This is a genomic window from Stenotrophomonas sp. YJH_SMC_57, assembly GCF_059369755.1.
Window position 1 is genome coordinate 50,129 of the sequence record NZ_JCAFSZ010000006.1, and the last position, 17,768, is coordinate 67,896.

Here is a 17,768-nt window from a genome sequence, read left to right on the forward strand (position 1 = left end):
TCGCGCCAAGGTTGCAAGCACCACTGCAGCATGAGGCCTCACGCGGCGCTTCGTCCCAACTGCACACCCGTCGGCGCCTGCAATCCGCGCAGGCTGCCTGCGACCGAAGGCATCAGCGGCCGCTCGCGCCGCTTGCAGTTGACGTGGCGGCGATAGTTGGCCGGCGTCATGCCCACGATGCGAAGGAACAGGCGCCTAAACGCGCTCTGGTCGGCATAGCCCACCCCCCAGGCCACTTCGTCGATACCGGCGCCCTGTTGCAGCAAGGTCTGCGCCTTGGCGATGCGCAGCCGCTGGCAATACTCGATGGGCCGCAGACCGGTGGCCCGGAGGAAGCGTCGCTGCAGCGTCCGCGGTTCCAGCCCGGAAACCTCACAGATCGCGGCCAGGGTGGCGCCACGTGCTGCGGTGGTGTGCAGCCAGCGCTGCGCCTTCAGTACGTCGCGATCACCATGCGCGAAATTGGCGCTGAAGCGCTCCAGATCCTGCTGCACCGCATCCGGCACCGTGATGCCCAACTGTTGCGCCACCGCGCTGGCCACGCCCTGTCCATGCAGCCGGTACAGCAGCCGAAGCCCCAGGAAGCGCCACGCCTGCGATCCGCCGACGGTCAGCAGATCGCCGTCATCGACCAGCGCACGCTCGCTCGGCACCCAGCTCACGGCCTGCGCCTGCAACCCCGGGTGCCGCCCCAGATCAGGCCCGCTGACCGTTCGCCCGGCCAGCAGGCCCGCACGCGCAAGAACGCTCACACCTTCGCTGGCTGCAGCCAGTAGGCTGCCACCGTCATAGTGGGCGCGCAGCCAGTCCAACACGACTTCTTCGGCACGCAGGCAGGTGCCGGGACTGATCTGCCCGGGAACGGCAATCACCGCAGGAATGGCGGCATCGAGCATCTCCGCACCGGCGATGCGGTGCACACCGGTCTGACTGGCGGGTACGATCCAGCGCGTGACCAGCACACGCTTGAACGGCCGGCGCTGTTGCTGGGCCAGGCGATTTGCGACATGAGCCATCTCGGCCAGTACGGAGGCGGCAGACGGATCGCCCCCCGGATACTCGACCACCGCGACCTCGACGAATCCCTCGTTCCTGATTCCATCCACAGACCACCTCCTCGGTTTGTTACAGGCCATCGAACGGCCGGTTCAGGCGAAGGGTAGGAACTGGTCCAGCGGCGGGGCTATGAAGAAAGTTGCAAAGTGCGCTGAATACGCACTTCCAGGCCAGGTCTTGACCCTTGACCAGACTCCAGGCTTCACAATGACCGGCAGCATCTGCAGGAATCCGCCATGAACATTGGACAACTGGCCCGCCAGGCTGGCGTGCCGATCGACACCGTCCGCTACTACGAACGGCAGCAGCTGCTGCCGACGGCGGTGCGCTCGGCCGGTGGCTACCGCATCTTCGGCGAGGCGGACCTGCGCAGGCTGCGCTTCATCCGCCGCGCCAAAGCGCTGGGCTTCAGCCTGGACGAGATCGGCGAACTGCTCGCGCTCAGTGATCGTCACTCGCAGGACATGGGCAACGTGCGCGACACCGCACAGGCCCGCCTGCAGGACATCGCGCAACGGATGGCCGAACTGCAGCGCATGCACGCTGCGCTTTCGCAGCTGGTCGGCGCCTGCCCCGGGCATGGTGCGCTGGATCAATGCCCGATCCTGGCGGCGCTGACCGGCGACACCGCGTAGCCACGGCAACAGGAATCTGCCGCGCAGCGTGCGTGAAGAAAAGTGCAACAAATGCTTGCCAACCCCCTGGGGCAAGGCTATTATTTCGCTCCTCAGCGACGTGGGGCCATAGCTCAGCTGGGAGAGCGCCTGCATGGCATGCAGGAGGTCAGCGGTTCGATCCCGCTTGGCTCCACCAATCTTTCGGCATTAGGCCGTCGAAAGGTCGCTAAAGAACATTGATGAGAATTGCGTCCCCATCGTCTAGAGGCCTAGGACATCACCCTTTCACGGTGGCGACCGGGGTTCGAATCCCCGTGGGGACGCCACTCATCACGAACAACGAGGACCCGGCCGATAACCGGGTCTTTTTTGTTCACCGCCTACCGGCATTCAGGTTGTGGCGTTGCGGTTCCCCCTGCCCCTGCGGCATCGGATGAACCGGGACGAAAAAAGTTGAAAAAGGACTTCCACAAACGTGAACACGCAGGTATGATAGGCGGCTCGGTAACACGGGGCCATAGCTCAGCTGGGAGAGCGCCTGCATGGCATGCAGGAGGTCAGCGGTTCGATCCCGCTTGGCTCCACCACTTTCGACATTAGGCCGTCGAAAGTTCTACAACTTGAAGTTTTCGTGCGTCCCCATCGTCTAGAGGCCTAGGACATCACCCTTTCACGGTGGCGACCGGGGTTCGAATCCCCGTGGGGACGCCAGTTTCAAACGGACTCTGCTCCCGGCAGATCATCCGCAGCTTCATCGGGGCCATAGCTCAGCTGGGAGAGCGCCTGCATGGCATGCAGGAGGTCAGCGGTTCGATCCCGCTTGGCTCCACCACTTCGACATTAGGCCGTCGAAGGTTCTACAACTTGAAGTTTTTCGTGCGTCCCCATCGTCTAGAGGCCTAGGACATCACCCTTTCACGGTGGCGACCGGGGTTCGAATCCCCGTGGGGACGCCAATTCTTGAGAACCCCGGCTTCGGCCGGGGTTTTTCTTTGCCTGGAATCCAGGCACTCATTTCAGAACCGCCGATACATCCCGATCGACGCCGGCGCGGTGGGCGCGAAGCCGAACTGTGCGTACAACCGGTGCGCTTCACCATCGGCAAGCAGGCTGACGTACGCCGACGGCGGCAGGCTGGCCCGCATCCAGTCGTCCAGCCGCCGCATCACCTCCTTGCCCAAGCCCTGCCCCTGCAGGCGCGGCAGCACGGCGATGTCGCAGACCTGCAGGTGGCAGCCACCATCGCCGACGATGCGCCCCATCGCAACCAGCTCATTGCCCTGGTAGGCACACACGCCGAACAGGGTATTGGGCAGTGCGCGCGCAGCGGCTTCCTGATGCTTGGCACTGAGGCCTGCCAGTACACGCAGCCGGCAATAGTCCTCGACCGTGGGCACGGCTTCGCGGAACTGGCAGGTGGCGGATTCATTCATGCGGCATCTCCTGATGGGTCGGGCTATCCTGCCGCATCCACGTCGCAGCCGCTGCGACCCACACCGGCAGAGTTCGCATGTGCTATTCCGCCCTGATCCGCGCCGACTACGCCAAGCTGGTGCGCGAGTTCGGCGCCCTTCTCTCGCTGGAGGAATTCGCCGAGCTGTACGCGCACGATCCCGGCAAGAAGCGCCCGAAAACCCCAAAAGCCATGGACGACGGCTTTGCCGGCGCGCGTACGGAACAGGGCCGCGACATCCTGGCAAAGATCCAGCAATGGCATGCGCAGGAGCAGCAGGCACTGGAGGCCGAGCTGGCCCGGCAGCGCGAACGACGCGATATCGCCCACGCCACGCTGGCGAGCCGCCCCACCCAGAAGGCACGCAACGATCTGCGCGTGGCCGGCAACCGCATCGAGCGCGCGCAGGCCCGGCTGGAAGACCTGCATCGGGTGCAGCTGCTGCCGCGCGACAACCGCATTTTCCCAGGCACCTACGCACCGGTCATGGTCAGCGACAACGGCCAGCGGGTGATCAAGCCGATGCGCTACCAGTGCCGGCTGCCGGACTCGCCAGCACGCAACGACGTGCTCTACCCCGGCACCTACAATGCCCGGCGCGACAGCCTGGAAGGCTACTGGCGCGGCGCATTCGGGCTGCGCCATGGGGTCGTGGTCGTGCCGGCGTTCTATGAGCACGTGCCACGCCACGCCATCGACGCACGCACGCTGGGCGCCGACGAGAAGGAACAGGACGTAGTGCTGGAATTCCGCCCCGATCCGCCACGCGACCTGCTGCTGGCCTGCCTGTGGGCAGAGTGGGAAGGACCGGAAGGCCGGCTGCTGTCATTTGCCACGATCACCGATGCCCCGCCACCCGATGTCGCCGCCGCCGGGCATGACCGCGGCGTGGTTCCGATCCGCCGGGAGCACCTGGACGCCTGGCTCAATCCGGACCCGGATGACCTGGCCCTGCAATACCGCATCCTCGACGACCGCGAGGACATCCGCTACGTGTACGACGAAGCCGGATGAACACCACGCGCCTATGAAAAACCCCGCCTGGGCGGGGTTTCTGGATCAGGGGTTGCCGCCGCACATCGCCTCTTCGCAGAAGGCTTGTTCCTGCAGGCACTGCTCGACCTCACCGCCGCGCGCGATGCAGCTCTTGTAGAGCTGGAAGCAGGGCTGGCCGCACCACGCGGCAGTCGCGGTACCACCGAAGACCGCCATCGAAAGGACACCCGCAGCAACCATGCGCTTGATCCACTTCTTCATGCCACTCTCCTTGTAGGCCTGAGCATTCAGGCCACGGCAGCATACGCCGGTCCTCTGCGCCGGGACCAATCAGGCCTTGACGCGGGAATGCCCCACCGCGCGCACCAGCGCCTGGGACAGATCCACCGACAGGTAGGGCTTGACCAGCAGCACCCCGGCCAGCATCGACGCCGGCAACTGCTCGGCCAGCATGCCGGTGGCCAGCACGAAGGGGACACCGCGTGCCGACAGCGCTGCCGCCACAGGCTCGCTGGTCTCGTTGCGGGCCAGGCGGTAGTCGAGCAGGGCCACGTCCGGCGCCGAATCCTCCAGCAGGCGCAGCGCTTCGTCCACGCTCGCCGCCAATCCGACCACGGTCGCGCCGGCATGCACCAGCTGCATCTGCAGCAGCGCGGCACTCATTTCGTCGTTCTCGACCACCAGCACCCTCAGGTCCTGCAACACTGTCATCGGCTACCGCTCCTGGAGGTATTCACGCCGCCGCAGTATAGCCACCACGGGGCCGATGCCGACAGGAAGCGCCCCGAATGGCCCTGCCCCTATGAAAGCCCTGCCGACCTCGGTTACACTCACGCGCTGCCTGCCGGTGTGGCGGAATGGTATACGCAGCTGACTCAAAATCAGCCGGGGGTGACCCCATGAAGGTTCGAGTCCTTTCACCGGCACCACTGCATCAAAGGCCAGGTCCATGACCTGGCCTTTTGATTTTCCGGGCCCAAGGTGTCCACACTGCCTGGCATGCCTGCGTCGATTGTGCCGTCACTTCCAGACACCTTGCCCGCACGTCTGCGCCCCCTGCGGACGGATGATGCGGCCGCATGGTCCCGCTACCTCTCGCTGCCGGGCGTGATCGAACACACCAGCTGGGGCGACATCTCGGAACACGCCTTGCGCCAGCAGATCGCCCGCTACATGCCGGGCGGCCCCGACCAGCGCTGGGCGCTGGCCGATGCCGAGGACGGATTGATCGGCACCATCGGCTTGAACGGCATCGATCTCCTGCACCGCCGCGCCGAGCTCGCGTATGACCTCGACCCGCATTGGCAGGGACAAGGGCTGGCCACGCATGCGGCGCGCGCAGTGCTCGACTGGGGGCACGCAGTACGCCGTCTGGTCCGCATCCAAGCGACTGTCCTCGACAGCAATGCCCGCTCGATCGCCGTGCTGGAGCGTCTCGGCATGCAGCGGGAGGGGCTGCTGCACGCCTATCGTCATGTACGGGGCCACCCTCGTAATTTCTGGCTGTTTGCCCATCTCGAAGGTGCGGTCACGCCCCGCCCGCTGAAGCACAATTGCGACCGCTGACAACGTTGGCATTAGACGTAGCGCACACTTTTCTTGCCAGCCTCACGCACTTCTGCCTATCGTGATCGCGCCGGATCGGGGCGGGGGAATGCATGACGTTGCGTGCTGCACTGTTTTTTGTGGTCACGCACGCGCTCGTCATTGCCTTGATCGGACCGCAGGACCCGGTCGGCTCCTACCTGATGCTGATCACCGCCCCGCTGCTGGCTGCACTGGCCTGCGCGCGGCGTGCACGTGACAGCCGCGCGGCCTGCAAATGGCGGACGCTTGGCGCTGCCGTCGCGCTGTTCTCGCTTGCATTGCTGGCCCTGCTATACCGCAACGTGGCCGGCCTCGATCCCACGCAGATGACCGTGTCATCGCTGATCCTGTACGTGTTCTACCGGATCCCCCTGACCTACGTGGCCGCCAGCCCCGGAGGCGGAAGCCGCGCCATCCGCGCGGTGGACCTGGCGACCATCGCGCTGCTGTGGCTGCTGTACTACGTGCACACGCAGGCCATGGCCCCTCTGAACAGCGCATTGTGGACGCAGTGCCTGCAGACGATGAGCAGCGTGCAGAACAGCCTGGTGTTCTGCTTCGCACTGATCCGCTTCATTGCCGAGGACGATCCCGACCGCCGCGACTTCTTCCGGACACTGACCCTCTACGCACTGGGCTACTTCCTGCTGGCGCTCTACATCAACACCTACCAGCCGCAACTGCCCGATGGCAGCTGGGGGGACCTGCTGATCAGCGGACTGTTCGTGCTGCTGGCGGTGATGGCCGGCAGCCGTCGTCGCCGCCCCGCGGCGGAGATTTCCCTCGCGCTGCGGCGCATCGTCGATGCCGGCGTGCCGTTGATGCTGCCCTTGCTGCTGATGATGGTGGCGCTGCTGGTCGCCCGCCTGCAGCCGACCCTGGCCACGGTGGGCTTCCTCGGCGCCCTGCTCGGCTATGCCCTGCGCAGTGTGCTGAGCCAGGTCGAAATCCAGCGCCAGCGCGATGAACTGGAAACGCTGGCCCGGCGCGATGCGCTCACTGGGCTGGGCAACCGGCGCAGCTTCGATGAATCACTCGGCGCGGCCCACCGCCGTGCCCGCCGCCAGGGCCTGGGCCTGGCGGTGCTGATGATCGACATCGATCACTTCAAGCGGCTCAATGATACCTATGGGCACCCGGAGGGTGACCGCCGCCTGCGCGCGGTTGCCGCGATCCTCGACGGTTGCCTGCAGCGCGGCGATGACCTGCTGGCGCGCTACGGCGGTGAGGAGTTCATCGCCGCCCTGCCCTCGGCCGAAGCCACGCACGCGCTGGAGCTGGGCGAACGGCTGCGCGCCGCCGTCGAAAGCGCCGCACTGCCGGCTGCCGACGGCCGGGTGACCATCAGCGTGGGCGTGGCCTGGCAGGCCGCTGGAGATGAGCGCGAACCCAGTGACCTGGTCGCTCACGCCGACCAGGCCCTGTACCGCGCCAAGCGTGGCGGGCGCAACTGCGTGCACCTTGCCCCGGCGGCCGGCACCGCCGAGGCGCTGTCCGGCCAGCGCGCCTAGACCGCGCGCAGGGCCGGTGCCCCATGCGCATGGCCGGCCCCTTCCTGGACACGGAAGCTGGCCACGGTCTGCAACAGGTGCGCCGACTGCTCCTCCATGCTGCGCGCCGCAGCCGAGGCCTCTTCGACCAGCGCCGCGTTCTGCTGGGTGCCCTGGTCGATCAGGTCCACCGCATGGTTCATCTGCTGGATGTCATCGCTCTGCTGTTGCGAGGCAGTGCTGATCTCGGTCATCAGATCGCTGACCCGGCGCACGTTGCTCACGATCTCGTCCATGGTGCGGCCGGCGCTCTCGACCTGGGCAGTACCGGCCCCGACGTTGGCCACCGACTCATCGATCAGCTGCTTGATCTCCTTGGCGGCGCTGGCCGAACGCTGCGACAGCTCGCGGATCTCGGTGGCGACCACCGCAAAGCCGCGGCCATGTTCACCGGCACGCGCAGCCTCCACGGCAGCATTCAGTGCGAGGATGTTGGTCTGGAAGGCGATGCCATCGATCACTCCGATGATGTCGACGATGCGCCGCGAAGATGCATTGATCACCGCCATCGTCTCCACCACCTCGTGCACCACGCTGCCGCCCCGTGCGGCGACATCGGCCGCCCCACCGGCCAGCTGGCTGGCCTGGCGCGCGTTGGTGGCGGTGCGCTGCACCGTCTCGGCCAGCCCCTTCATCGACACCGCGGTTTCCTCCAGCGACGCCGCCTGCTGCTCGGTGCGCTGCGACAGGTCGCTGTTGCCCTGGGCGATCTCGGTCGCACCGACCGCGATGGTATCGGCGGCGAACTTGATCTGGCCGATGATCGCGGCCATCGCTTCGACCAGCGAGTTGACACCGTCGCACAGTTCGGCGATCGCACCCTGCTTGTCGGCCGTGGCCACGCGCCGGGTCAGATCGCCCTGCTTGGCTGCGGCCACCACCTCGCGGGTCTGCGCAACCGCACGCTGCATCGCCTGGTTCTCATGCACCTGCGCGGTGATGTCGGTGGCGTACTTGACGACCTTGAACGGCTTGCCGTTGAGGTCGAGGATCGGATTGTAGGAGGCCTGGATCCAGACTTCGCGCCCGCCCTTGCCGAGGCGGCGGTACTGCCCGGCATCGTATTCGCCGCGCCCGAGCTTTTCCCAGAACTGCCGGTATTCATCGCTGCTGCGATGCCCCGGCTCGACGAACAGCGAATGGTGCTGGCCACGCACCTCATCAAGGCTGTAGCCGGTGGTGGCGAGGAAGTTGTCGTTGGCCGAGAGGATGCGGCCATCCATGCTGAACTCAATCACCGCCTGCGACTTTCCAATCGCCGCCAGCTGCCCCGCGGAATCGGCGGCCTGCAACTTCTGCGCCGTGATGTCGGTGGCGAACTTGACCACCTTGTAGGGCCGCCCCTGCTGGTCAAGCACCGGGTTGTACGACGCCTGGATCCAGATCTCGCGCTGGCCCTTGCCGAAGCGGCGGTACTGCCCGGCATCGTATTCGCCGCGCCCGAGCCTCGCCCAGAAATCACGGTATTCGGCGCTGCGTGCCAGTTCGGGATCGACGAACAGCGAATGGTGCTTGCCCTGGATCTCGTCCAGCCGGTAGCCCATCGCCTGCAGGAAGTTGTCATTGGCCTGCAGGATGGTGCCGTCGAGTGCGAACTCGATGACCGCCTGCACGCGGTGCAACGCCGCAACCTGGGCTTCGAGCTCGGCGCGGTGGGTCGCCGCCGGCTCGGTGCGGGTGCGCTGCTGCGGAGCCAGCGCGCCCAGCAGCGCACGCCACGGCGACCAACGGGTATGCAGCTCGGCCGGCGCCTGCGCGCCCGCCGTGAAGCCTGGAATGAGCATTGTCTGATCCTCGGTGTCCGGTAAGCGGTTGCGACCCGACGGGCGGGATGCCCGGCGGCAACTTCAGTTGCTTGGGACTGCAGGTACCGGGTGGGCACCCCTCGAGCGGCTGGCAAGAACATCTGGTGCGGGTGCGATCGGCATCTGGGAGCGGCGGAACACACAGCGCGGACCGCCCATCGGGGGCAGCCTGGGGTCCTGCAGCGGGCGACTGGAGCGGGATCCAGAGGGGATATCGGCGATGGGTCAGGCGGCTTTAGCGGAATTCCGCGACGCCCGTCGCAACTTGCGACGCTATTGCGGGGATGCGGTAGACAATCGCGATGTACTTCACAGCTTGCTCACGCGCGACGGGCACACCGCCGAGGGATTCCGCCAGGCGCCGGCTGGGCGCGTTCTGCTCGGCTACCGGGTAACGGAATGCGGCGCAGTCCAGCCGCAGGGACGCGGACGCCAGCACCGCCGACACGGCTTCGCGGCCATAGCCCTGCCCATGCATCGATTCAGCGATCCAGACGCCCAACTCGGGTTCCGCATCACCGGTGCGATGCAGGCCTGCCAGGCCAAGGAAAGTGTGATCCGTGCGGCGGCGGATGACGAATGTGAAGTCCGAACCATCGGCGATGGTGAGCAACCACGCGCGCCAGACCACGGCGAATGCCTGCTCCGATGCAGGCGGATCGAACGCCATGTAGCGGGTCAGCCCCGGCGTGATCGCGATGAACGCCTCGCCCGCGTCATCCATTGTGAAGGGCCGAAGGCTCAGCCGCGGGCTGCCGATGGTCCAGTCGCTGGGACGCAGGATATGGGTCGTCGATTCCTTCATTGAGCACAGCCTCGCCCGAACGCCGATGCAGTTCAAGCCGAAAAGGTTTGCATGACCAACGGGAGATTCCGTGGCAGATGAAAATGACCAGCATGCAGCGAACTGCAGGACGTTCACTGACACGGAGATCGCATGTTCACACGCTTGGCCAGCTTCCTGATTCTGGGCCTGTGCAGCACCGGCGCCCTGGCCGCCGATGCCAGCTATCGGCCGACCTTCCATCCCGACCAGTTGAAGGGGCCGCCCGCCGGGCGCACGAACGAAGTGCTGGTACTGGGCAGCACCCACTTGTCCGGGCTGCCCAAGACCTTCCAGCCGGCCCTGCTGGAGCCCTTGCTGCAGCGACTGGTCGCCTGGAAACCCGAGCTGATCGCCACCGAGGATCTGTCCGGCCTGCAGTGCGATTTCATGCGTCGCTACCCCGCCCGCTACGCGGAAAGCGTGGCCACCTACTGCTTCGACACCTCGGCCGCTCAGGCCGCGACCGGACTTGACGTGCCCGCTGCGAACACCGAGGTCGAGCGCCTGCTCTCGAGCTGGCCAGATGACCCGACGCCTGCCCAGCGTCGTCGGCTGGCTGCACTGTTCCTGGCGGCGGGCGAACGGGGATCGGCCCAGGTGCAGTGGCTGCGCCTGCCCGCCGCCGAACGCAAGGACGGCGACGGGCTGAGCGCGGCCCTGGTCGAGTTCCTCGACAAAGGCCTGGTTCGCCGCAATGAAACGAATCTGATCGCTGCCGAAGTCGCTGCGCGCCTCGGCCATGAGCGTCTCTGGGCGGTGGACGACCACACCGCCGATTCGCCCACACCTGCCGAGGACGAAGCGGCGGCCAACGCCGCCATCACCGGCGCCTGGAAGAACGCGCACTCGCAGGCGCGGCGGGAGGCCGACAAGCGTCTGGTCGCCGATCTGGACAAGCCCGACGGCGTGCTGGCGCTGTACAGGGCCTACAACAGTCCCGCGGCGGCGATGGACGCGTACCGGAGCGACTTCGGCGCGACACTCGTCGAGCCGTCAGCCAAGGCGTTCGGCAGGATGTATGTCGGCTATTGGGAAACGCGCAACCTGCGCATGGTCGCCAACATGCGCGACGTGCTGGGCCTGCACCCCGGCAGCCGCATGCTGGCCATCGTCGGTGCCTCGCACAAGGGCTACTACGAGGCTTACCTCAACCAGATGCACGATGTGCAGCTGGTCAGCGCGGACGCAGTATTGCGCTGACGGTGGATGGTGCCGGCCCTGCGCCGGCACTATCCTGCAGGGCCCGCGTTGCAGGTACCGACATGCTCAAGGTGATCGCCGAGGATTTCATCCATCCCGATGCCGTGGAAACCGTGCTTCCGCTTTACCGGGAGCTGGTCGCGTGCACGCAGCGCGAGCCCCTGTGCATCAGCTATGAACTGTTCGTTGACCAGAAGGATCCCGGGCACTTCATCTTCATCGAGCTCTGGCCGGACCGCGCCGCGCTCGACCTCCACTGCGCCAGCGAACACTTCCAGCGCCTGGTGCCACAGATCAACGCCTTCCAGCGTGCGCCCTGCCGGTTCGTGCTGATGGAAGCCGCTGCGCTGTAGATCACGGGGCGGCGGTCCGCTGTGGTGGCCGATTGGCCCGCCACAGCACCGCGCTTGCGGCCAGCGTGCAGGCCAGTGTCAGCACCAGCAACGCCACAACGCCGCCGTGCAGCAGCGGCAGCAACGCCTGCGCATGCAGGTCGCCACGCAGCTGTTCCAGGCGCAAGCCACCGGCCAGCGCCAGGCACCAGCCGACCATGGCCGGTGCGTAGGCGGCAACGACAGTTCGATTCCAGGCCATCATCGTGCACTCTCCTGTAGGGGTGGATGGGGCGATTGTTCCGCCCCGCCCTCTCACAGGCTGAGACCGCCTCCAGCGGCTATGGCGACCAGCCACCGCCCAATGCCGCCATCAGCGCCGCGCTGGCCTGCAGCTGCCGGCTCTGGATGTCCTGCAGCCCCAACTGCGCCTGGCGGGCATCGGTCTGCGCGCTGACCACGTCCAGGTAGCTCACCGCACCACCGGTGTAACGGTCATTGGCGATCTGCTCGGCACGCCGTGCCGCGGTCACCGCATCCTGCTCGTGACCGCGCTGTGCATCGAGCTGGCGCAGCAGGGTCAACTGGTCTTCCACCTGGCGGATCGCGGCCAGCACGGTGGCCCGGTACTGCGCCGAGGCCGCGTCGAACTCGGCATAGGCCTCGGCCTTGGCCGCCTTGCGACGGCCGCCATCGAACACCGGCAGCGCCGCCAGCGGACCCAGCGCCCAATAGCGGTTACCCGCGTCGAACAGGGCACTGCCACCCGAGGTCTGGCCACCCAGCAGGCCGCTGAGACTGAGCTGCGGGAACCACGCCGCGCGGGCCACGCCGATGCCCGCATTGGCAGCGAACACCCGGCGCTCGGCCGCAGCGATATCCGGCCGTCGCTGCAGCAGGCGGCTGGGCAGATCGGCTGGCACCGATGGCAGGGCCGGCAGACCCGCGTCGGCGATGACGAAGCCGGTGGCCGGCGCGCCGACCAGCTCGGCGATGGCATGCCGCAGCAGTTCATGGCGGCCGTCGAGCGCATCCAGATCGGCCTGCGCGCTGGCCAGCTGGTGCTGCGCCCGCGATACATCCAGTTGCGAGGCGATCTCGCCACGGAAACGGTCTTCGGTCAGCGCCAGCGCCTGCCGGTAGTCCTCGATGCTGCCATGCAGGATCACCTGCTGTGCTTCGGCGCCGCGCAGCTGCAGATAGAGCCCGGCCAACTGCTGCGACAGGCTCAGCCGGGCAGCGGCAAGGTCATCGCCACTGGCCTCGGCACGCGCCTTGCCCGCGGCAGCCGCGTTGCGCAGGCGGCCCCACAGATCAAGGTCGAACGACAGCGAGAACGTGGCGGTATTGCTGTCATAGATGGCTGGCTGGGTGGCGCTGCGCAGCGGCTTGTCATCGGACTGCCGCTGGCGCACCGGGCCGGTACTGAAGCCGACCTGCGGCGCCCGCGCCGATGCCACCTCACCCGCCGCGGCACGCGCTGCGTCGTAGTGCGCCACGGCCAACGCCAGGCTCGGGTTGGCCGCGCTCAACTGCTGTTGCAGCTGGTCCAGCACCGGGTCCTGAAAGGCCTGCCACCACGCCTGTGGCAGCGGCGAGCGGGTATCCACTGTTTCCGTGTGCTCATAGGCTCCAGGCATCGCCAGGACCGGCGTCTGATAGGTGGGTGCCAGCGAGCAGCCTCCCAGCAGCAGGCTCATCAAAACCAGCGTCGCTGTGCGCTCAACCGCGGGCATGCGCAGGCTCCGCATTGCCGGCCACCACTCGCACATGATCGCCTTCGCGCAAAGCATCCGGCGGATTGGGAATGACCCTGTCCCCGGCCTTCAGGCCACGGTCGACGCGCAGCGTGCTGCCCAGGTCACTGGCGATATGGATGTCGCGCAGGTGCACGATGTCCTTGCTGTCGACCACCGCCACCTGGGTGCCCTTGGCCCGGAAGATCAACACCTCCGCTGGCACGCTAACGCCAGCTCCCCCGCCCTGCAGCGGGAGGGTCACTTCCGCGTAGCTGCCGGGCAACAGTGCGCCATCGGCATTGTCGACGACGAACTGCGCCAGCAGGGTGCCGGAACTGCGGTCGATCGCGCTGGAATCTCCCTGCAGGGTGGCGGTGAAATGGCGCCCCTCCTGGCCCGGTACCTGCAACGTTGCCTGCAGCCCGGGACGGATGCTGGCCGCGCTGTTCTGCGGTACCGGCACCATCAGGCGCAGGCGTCGGGTATCGGCGATGTTGAACAACTCGCGCCCGCTGTCATCGGCGCGGATCAACTGGCCGACATCGGTCTGCCGCGAGGTGACGGTGCCATCGAACGGCGCACGCAAGGTGCGGTAGCGACCGAGCTCCTGCAGCCGCGCGTAGTCGGCCTGCGCCGCTTCCACGCTGGCCTGTGCGGCCACCGCATTGGCCTGCTTCTCGTCGGCTTCCTGACGCGATACCGAATGGCTGCCGAGCATGCCCTGCCAGCGCTCGGCGCTGACCTTGGCCAGTGCCGCGTCGGCCTGCACCTGCAGCAGATGGGCATGCGCCTGCGCGATCTGCTGGTCCAGCTCCGGGCTGTCGATCACCGCCAGCACCTGCCCCGCCTTCACCGGCTGGCCGATGTCGGCGCTCCACGACTTCAGGTAGCCACCCACGCGCGCGTGGATCGGTGCTTCGGTCCAGGCACTCAGGTGCGACGGCAGCGTCATCGTGCCCGCGGCGCCCTGCTCCCCGGCGGTGACCACCTGCACCGACGGCACCGCCTGGCGCTCGGTCCACTCGACCACGGCGTGTGCCTGCTGCGCGCGCAGGGCCAGGCCACCGGCAACGAGGATGACCACCACGGCGGCGGCCAGGACCAGAGGACGGCGCAGCGAATGCTGCGGCAGCGAAGACTCAGACATGCAGGGGTTCTCCGGCAGGAGCAGTACGGGTTTTACGGGAGTGGGCCAATGCGAACACCACCGGTACGAACAGCAGCGTGGCGCAGGTGGCCAGCAGCAGGCCGCCGATCACCGCGCGGCCCAGCGGCGCATTCTGCTCAGTGGACAGTGCAGTCGGCAGCATGCCGAGGATCATCGCCAGCGCGGTCATGCAGACCGGGCGGAAGCGGGTGAAACCCCCTTCCAGTGCGGCCTTGACCGCGTCGCCGTGCTCGGCCAGGCGCTCACGGCAGAAACTGACCACCAGGATCGAATTGGCCGTAGCCACGCCCATGCACAGGATGGCACCGGTCAATGCCGGCACGGACAACGTGGTGTGGGTCAGGAACAGCATCCAGACCACACCGGCCAGGCCCGCCGGCAACGCGGTGATGATCACGAACGGATCGGTCCAGGACTGGAAGTTGATGACGATCAGCAGGTAGATCAGCACGATCGCGGCCAGCAGGCCGTAGCCGAGGCCGGTGAAGGCCACGTGCAACGCATCGATCTGGCCGTGCAGGCCAACCTCGGTGCCGCGCGGCCGCTGGCCGGCCATGCCATCGATGACCTTCTGCACGTCGGCCGCCACGGCGCCGAGATCGCGGCCCTGCACGCCGGCATATACGTCCAGCGTGGGTTGCACGTTGTAATGGGTAACGACCGCCGAACTGGAGCCGCGCTGGATCTCGGCCAGGCCACCGAGCACCTGTGGCACGCCACCACCGCTGCCGGTGACCGGCAGCGCCTGAAGTGCGGCCAGGCTGTCCATGCGGTACTGCGGCGTGGCGGCGACCACGCTGTAGGAGATGCCGTTCTTCGGGCTCAACCAGAATGTCGGGGCGACCTGGCCGCTACCGGCCAGCGACGCCACCATGCTGTTGGTGACATCGCGCTCGGTGATGCCCAGCCCATTGGCGCGAAGCCGATCGACATCCACCTTCAGGGTCGGATAGCCATCGGGTTGCTGCAGGCGCAGGTCGACCAGACCCGGCACGTGGCGCAGGCGGCGCTGCAGTTCCTGCGCATAGGCGCGGTTGCCGGCCGCATCCGGTCCGGCGATGCGCACGTCCAGCGGTGCCGGCGAACCGAAGTTGAGGATCTGGCTGCTGGTATCGGCGGGCAGGAACGCAAAGCTGGCGCCCGGGAAGGACGAAGGCAGTACCTCACGCAGGCGTCGCGCGTATTCGGCCGCATCGCCATGACCCGGTTTCAGCGAGACCTGGATGTCACCATCCTGCGGACCGATGGTGCCGGTGGCGCTGTAGGCCATGTTGATGCCGGTCATCGGCAGGCCGAGGTTGTCGACGACGGCATCGATCTCCTGCGGCGGTAGTTCCTGGCGGATGCGCGCTTCGATGCGGTCGAATGATGCAGCGGTTTCCTCGATGCGCGTGCCCAAGGGCAGGCGTACATGCAGCGACAATGCGCTGGCTTCGGTGGCCGGGAAGAAGTCCTGGCCCAGGGTTGGCAGCAGTGCGAAGGACACCAGCACGCAGGCCATGAAACCCAGCAGGAAGCGGCCCCGGTGCGCCAGTGCAAGGCCCAGCAGCACGTGGTAGCGGTCGCGGGTGGCGGAGAATCCGGCTTCGAAGCGCTGCTGCCAGCGCACCAGCGTGGCCGCCATCCGTGCGCGGCGCGGTTGCGGATGATCGCCTTCATGATGGTTGAGGAACGCATCCTCGGGATGATGGCCTACCCCGCCCTCCACCCGGTGCGGACGCAACAGGTACAACGCCATGGTCGGCACCAGCGTGCGCGACAGCACGAACGAGCTGGCCATGGCGAAGATCACCGCCAACGCCATCGGTCGGAACAGGTAACCGGCAATGCCGTCGAGCAGGAACATCGGCACGAACACGATGCAGATGCACAGCAGCGACACGAACGCCGGGCCGACGATCTGCGCGGCGCCATCAAGGATCGCCTCGCGTACGCCCTTGCCCTGCTCCAGGTGCCAGTTGACGTTCTCGATGGTGACCGTGGCATCGTCGACCAGGATGCCCACGGCCAGTGCCAGGCCACCCAGGGTCATCACATTGAGCGTCTGCCCGGCGGCGGACAGCAGCGCGATGGCCGACAGCACCGCCAACGGAATCGAGGCGGCGATGATCACGGTCGAGCGCCAGCTGCCGAGGAACACCAGGATCATCACGCTGGTCAGCAGCGCGGCGATGATGCCCTCGCGGGCGACGCTGCTGATCGATTCGCGCACGAAGGTGGACGCATCACCGAGCAACGAGATCTTCAGCGATGGCGGCAAGGTTTCGCCAATCTGCGGCAGCATGGCGCGGATACGGCTGACCAGGGTCAGGGTCGAGGCGTCGCCATTCTTCAGCGCGGCCATCAGCACCGAGTGGCCACCGTTGACCCGCACGATGTTGGTCTGCGGCGGCGAGCCATCGCGCACGTGGGCGACCTGGCCGATGGTGACCACCGCACCGTTGACGGTGCGGATCGGCAGATCATTCAGCGCTTCGATCTCGCTCGGGCTGTTGTTGAGCAGCACGGTGAATTCGTTGCTGCCCAGCTTGGCGGTGCCGACCGGGGTGATCTGGTTCTGCGCGGCCAGTGCGTTGCCCACGTCCTGCGCGGACAGGCCCTTGGCCGCCATTGCCTGCGGGTCCAGGTCGAGGGTGATCTGGCGCTGCCTGCCGCCGTAGGGTGCAGGGATGGCCAGACCGGGGATCGAGGTGAGCGGCGGGCGCACGGTGTTCTGCGCCAGGTCACGGATCTGAGATTCCCCCAGGGTCGGGCTGGAGAACGCCATCTGCAGCACCGGCACGGTGGAGGCGCTGTAGTTGAGGATCAGCGGCGGGGTCATGCCGGCCGGCATCTGCTTGACGATGGTCTGCGAGATCGCGGTGATCTGCGCATTGGCGGTGCGGATGTCCACGCCGGGCTGGAAGAACACCTTGACCACGCCCATGCCCGCCAGCGACTGCGATTCGATGTGCTCGATGTCGTTGACGGTGGTGCTGAGCGCACGCTCGTAGGGCGAGATCACCCGCCCGGCCATCGCATCCGGTGACAGGCCGGTGTACTGCCAGACCACGGCGATGACGGGGATGCCGATATCGGGGAACACATCGGTGGGGGTGCGCAGCGCGCTGAGCGGACCGACGATGCAGATGAAAATGGCCATCACCACGAAGGTGTAAGGCTTGTTGAGCGCGGTCCTGACCAACCCGAGCATGCGGCTCTCCAGCGATGCCACTGCCCACCGCGGGCAGCGCAGGCCGGCAAGTATCGTTGCTGACGGCTAAAACAAGGCTGTGCCGCAGATGAAACATATTTCATGAAGGGAGTGGGTTCGGCAGGGCTGCGCCCTGCACCTGCCGAAGCAACGGCAGCGGCAACAGCCAAAGCAACAGCAACAGCGTGCTTTCCGCGGTTTGGCGCGGCGATGCCGGAGTGCGGGGACGCCGCAAGTACGTCCGTG

Annotated in this window: 16 protein-coding genes and 7 tRNA genes; 13 read left to right on the plus strand and 10 right to left on the minus strand. The window is 66.8% G+C overall.

Features of this window, described 5'->3' with window-relative positions; genetic code table 11:
• Positions 1 to 38 precede the first annotated feature (38 nt).
• Entirely contained in the window at positions 39 to 1,106 is a 1,068-nt protein-coding gene (locus AC5P7U_RS09230; protein WP_197564098.1) for a GlxA family transcriptional regulator, read from the minus strand.
• Between the two features lie 186 nt (positions 1,107 to 1,292).
• Here AC5P7U_RS09230 and AC5P7U_RS09235 point away from each other — a divergent pair, with 186 nt between their 5' ends.
• From AC5P7U_RS09235 to AC5P7U_RS09265, 7 genes are all read left to right on the plus strand, one after another.
• Positions 1,293 to 1,691 (plus strand): MerR family DNA-binding protein, encoded by a 399-nt coding sequence (locus tag AC5P7U_RS09235; protein ID WP_197564099.1) that lies wholly within the window; start codon positions 1,293 to 1,295, stop codon positions 1,689 to 1,691.
• 102 nt (positions 1,692 to 1,793) lie between these two features.
• Positions 1,794 to 1,869 (plus strand) — tRNA-Ala (locus AC5P7U_RS09240).
• Between the two features lie 54 nt (positions 1,870 to 1,923).
• Positions 1,924 to 1,999: transfer RNA gene (locus AC5P7U_RS09245), tRNA-Glu, on the plus strand.
• 185 nt (positions 2,000 to 2,184) lie between these two features.
• Positions 2,185 to 2,260 (plus strand) — tRNA-Ala (locus tag AC5P7U_RS09250).
• 48 nt (positions 2,261 to 2,308) lie between these two features.
• Positions 2,309 to 2,384 (plus strand) — tRNA-Glu (locus AC5P7U_RS09255).
• Positions 2,385 to 2,429: 45 nt separating this feature from the next.
• Positions 2,430 to 2,505 (plus strand) — tRNA-Ala (locus AC5P7U_RS09260).
• 48 nt (positions 2,506 to 2,553) lie between these two features.
• Positions 2,554 to 2,629, plus strand: a tRNA-Glu gene (locus AC5P7U_RS09265).
• 60 nt (positions 2,630 to 2,689) lie between these two features.
• Here the strand turns inward: AC5P7U_RS09265 and AC5P7U_RS09270 are convergent.
• A complete protein-coding gene (locus tag AC5P7U_RS09270; RefSeq protein WP_008267409.1) occupies positions 2,690 to 3,106 on the minus strand; it encodes a GNAT family N-acetyltransferase in 417 nt (138 codons plus the stop codon).
• A 77-nt stretch (positions 3,107 to 3,183) separates the two neighbouring features.
• On the opposite strand from AC5P7U_RS09270, the gene AC5P7U_RS09275 reads away from it, so the two are divergent.
• Complete coding sequence (locus tag AC5P7U_RS09275; protein WP_197564100.1) at positions 3,184 to 4,140, plus strand: SOS response-associated peptidase family protein; 957 nt, start codon at positions 3,184 to 3,186, stop codon at positions 4,138 to 4,140.
• Between the two features lie 45 nt (positions 4,141 to 4,185).
• Here AC5P7U_RS09275 and AC5P7U_RS09280 read toward each other — a convergent pair whose 3' ends face one another.
• Together AC5P7U_RS09280 and AC5P7U_RS09285 are read right to left on the minus strand one after the other, a co-directional pair.
• On the minus strand, positions 4,186 to 4,383 hold the full coding sequence (locus AC5P7U_RS09280; RefSeq protein WP_006461763.1) for a hypothetical protein: 198 nt from the start codon (positions 4,381 to 4,383) through the stop codon (positions 4,186 to 4,188).
• A gap of 69 nt (positions 4,384 to 4,452) precedes the next feature.
• Positions 4,453 to 4,833 (minus strand): response regulator, encoded by a 381-nt coding sequence (locus AC5P7U_RS09285; RefSeq protein WP_006461765.1) that lies wholly within the window; start codon positions 4,831 to 4,833, stop codon positions 4,453 to 4,455.
• A gap of 132 nt (positions 4,834 to 4,965) precedes the next feature.
• On the opposite strand from AC5P7U_RS09285, the gene AC5P7U_RS09290 reads away from it, so the two are divergent.
• From AC5P7U_RS09290 to AC5P7U_RS09300, 3 genes are all read left to right on the plus strand, one after another.
• Positions 4,966 to 5,051, plus strand: a tRNA-Leu gene (locus AC5P7U_RS09290).
• Positions 5,052 to 5,121: 70 nt separating this feature from the next.
• On the plus strand, positions 5,122 to 5,688 hold the full coding sequence (locus AC5P7U_RS09295; protein ID WP_197564101.1) for a GNAT family N-acetyltransferase: 567 nt from the start codon (positions 5,122 to 5,124) through the stop codon (positions 5,686 to 5,688).
• A 92-nt stretch (positions 5,689 to 5,780) separates the two neighbouring features.
• The gene (locus AC5P7U_RS09300) at positions 5,781 to 7,220 is read left to right on the plus strand and encodes a GGDEF domain-containing protein (RefSeq protein WP_197564102.1); all 1,440 of its coding nucleotides are present in this window, start codon (positions 5,781 to 5,783) and stop codon (positions 7,218 to 7,220) included.
• Here the strand turns inward: AC5P7U_RS09300 and AC5P7U_RS09305 are convergent.
• Together AC5P7U_RS09305 and AC5P7U_RS09310 are read right to left on the minus strand one after the other, a co-directional pair.
• A complete protein-coding gene (locus tag AC5P7U_RS09305; RefSeq protein WP_197564103.1) occupies positions 7,217 to 9,043 on the minus strand; it encodes a methyl-accepting chemotaxis protein in 1,827 nt (608 codons plus the stop codon). The genes AC5P7U_RS09300 and AC5P7U_RS09305 overlap by 4 nt on opposite strands.
• A 256-nt stretch (positions 9,044 to 9,299) precedes the next feature.
• Positions 9,300 to 9,869, minus strand: coding sequence for a GNAT family N-acetyltransferase (locus AC5P7U_RS09310; protein ID WP_197564104.1), 570 nt, complete (start codon positions 9,867 to 9,869; stop codon positions 9,300 to 9,302).
• A gap of 132 nt (positions 9,870 to 10,001) precedes the next feature.
• On the opposite strand from AC5P7U_RS09310, the gene AC5P7U_RS09315 reads away from it, so the two are divergent.
• Together AC5P7U_RS09315 and AC5P7U_RS09320 are read left to right on the plus strand one after the other, a co-directional pair.
• Complete coding sequence (locus tag AC5P7U_RS09315) at positions 10,002 to 11,090, plus strand: DUF5694 domain-containing protein (protein ID WP_197564105.1); 1,089 nt, start codon at positions 10,002 to 10,004, stop codon at positions 11,088 to 11,090.
• 62 nt (positions 11,091 to 11,152) lie between these two features.
• Positions 11,153 to 11,443, plus strand: coding sequence for a putative quinol monooxygenase (locus tag AC5P7U_RS09320; protein WP_006461951.1), 291 nt, complete (start codon positions 11,153 to 11,155; stop codon positions 11,441 to 11,443).
• A 1-nt stretch (position 11,444) separates the two neighbouring features.
• Here AC5P7U_RS09320 and AC5P7U_RS09325 read toward each other — a convergent pair whose 3' ends face one another.
• From AC5P7U_RS09325 to AC5P7U_RS09340, 4 genes are all read right to left on the minus strand, one after another.
• Positions 11,445 to 11,684 carry a hypothetical protein gene (locus AC5P7U_RS09325; RefSeq protein WP_414555904.1) on the minus strand — a complete coding sequence of 80 codons (240 nt, stop codon included), beginning with the start codon at positions 11,682 to 11,684 and terminating at the stop codon, positions 11,445 to 11,447.
• 79 nt (positions 11,685 to 11,763) lie between these two features.
• On the minus strand, positions 11,764 to 13,158 hold the full coding sequence (locus AC5P7U_RS09330; protein WP_006461953.1) for an efflux transporter outer membrane subunit: 1,395 nt from the start codon (positions 13,156 to 13,158) through the stop codon (positions 11,764 to 11,766).
• A complete protein-coding gene (locus AC5P7U_RS09335) occupies positions 13,145 to 14,308 on the minus strand; it encodes an efflux RND transporter periplasmic adaptor subunit (RefSeq protein ID WP_197564106.1) in 1,164 nt (387 codons plus the stop codon). Before AC5P7U_RS09335 ends, AC5P7U_RS09330 begins: the two co-directional genes overlap by 14 nt.
• A complete protein-coding gene (locus AC5P7U_RS09340) occupies positions 14,301 to 17,522 on the minus strand; it encodes an efflux RND transporter permease subunit (protein ID WP_197564107.1) in 3,222 nt (1,073 codons plus the stop codon). The genes AC5P7U_RS09335 and AC5P7U_RS09340 overlap by 8 nt, the downstream gene beginning before the upstream one ends.
• Between the last annotated feature and the right edge of the window lie 246 nt (positions 17,523 to 17,768).

Bases quoted from the DNA above. Each gene is read 5' to 3' on its own strand.
- AC5P7U_RS09235 (WP_197564099.1), top strand. From the start codon at position 1,293: ATGAACATTGGACAACTGGCCCGCCAGGCTGGCGTGCCGATCGACACC.
- AC5P7U_RS09270 (WP_008267409.1), bottom strand. From the start codon at position 3,106: ATGAATGAATCCGCCACCTGCCAGTTCCGCGAAGCCGTGCCCACGGTC.
- AC5P7U_RS09275 (WP_197564100.1), top strand. From the start codon at position 3,184: ATGTGCTATTCCGCCCTGATCCGCGCCGACTACGCCAAGCTGGTGCGC.
- AC5P7U_RS09280 (WP_006461763.1), bottom strand. From the start codon at position 4,383: ATGAAGAAGTGGATCAAGCGCATGGTTGCTGCGGGTGTCCTTTCGATG.
- AC5P7U_RS09285 (WP_006461765.1), bottom strand. From the start codon at position 4,833: ATGACAGTGTTGCAGGACCTGAGGGTGCTGGTGGTCGAGAACGACGAA.
- AC5P7U_RS09295 (WP_197564101.1), top strand. From the start codon at position 5,122: ATGCCTGCGTCGATTGTGCCGTCACTTCCAGACACCTTGCCCGCACGT.
- AC5P7U_RS09300 (WP_197564102.1), top strand. From the start codon at position 5,781: ATGACGTTGCGTGCTGCACTGTTTTTTGTGGTCACGCACGCGCTCGTC.
- AC5P7U_RS09305 (WP_197564103.1), bottom strand. From the start codon at position 9,043: ATGCTCATTCCAGGCTTCACGGCGGGCGCGCAGGCGCCGGCCGAGCTG.
- AC5P7U_RS09310 (WP_197564104.1), bottom strand. From the start codon at position 9,869: ATGAAGGAATCGACGACCCATATCCTGCGTCCCAGCGACTGGACCATC.
- AC5P7U_RS09315 (WP_197564105.1), top strand. From the start codon at position 10,002: ATGTTCACACGCTTGGCCAGCTTCCTGATTCTGGGCCTGTGCAGCACC.
- AC5P7U_RS09320 (WP_006461951.1), top strand. From the start codon at position 11,153: ATGCTCAAGGTGATCGCCGAGGATTTCATCCATCCCGATGCCGTGGAA.
- AC5P7U_RS09325 (WP_414555904.1), bottom strand. From the start codon at position 11,684: ATGGCCTGGAATCGAACTGTCGTTGCCGCCTACGCACCGGCCATGGTC.
- AC5P7U_RS09330 (WP_006461953.1), bottom strand. From the start codon at position 13,158: ATGCCCGCGGTTGAGCGCACAGCGACGCTGGTTTTGATGAGCCTGCTG.
- AC5P7U_RS09335 (WP_197564106.1), bottom strand. From the start codon at position 14,308: ATGTCTGAGTCTTCGCTGCCGCAGCATTCGCTGCGCCGTCCTCTGGTC.
- AC5P7U_RS09340 (WP_197564107.1), bottom strand. From the start codon at position 17,522: ATGCTCGGGTTGGTCAGGACCGCGCTCAACAAGCCTTACACCTTCGTG.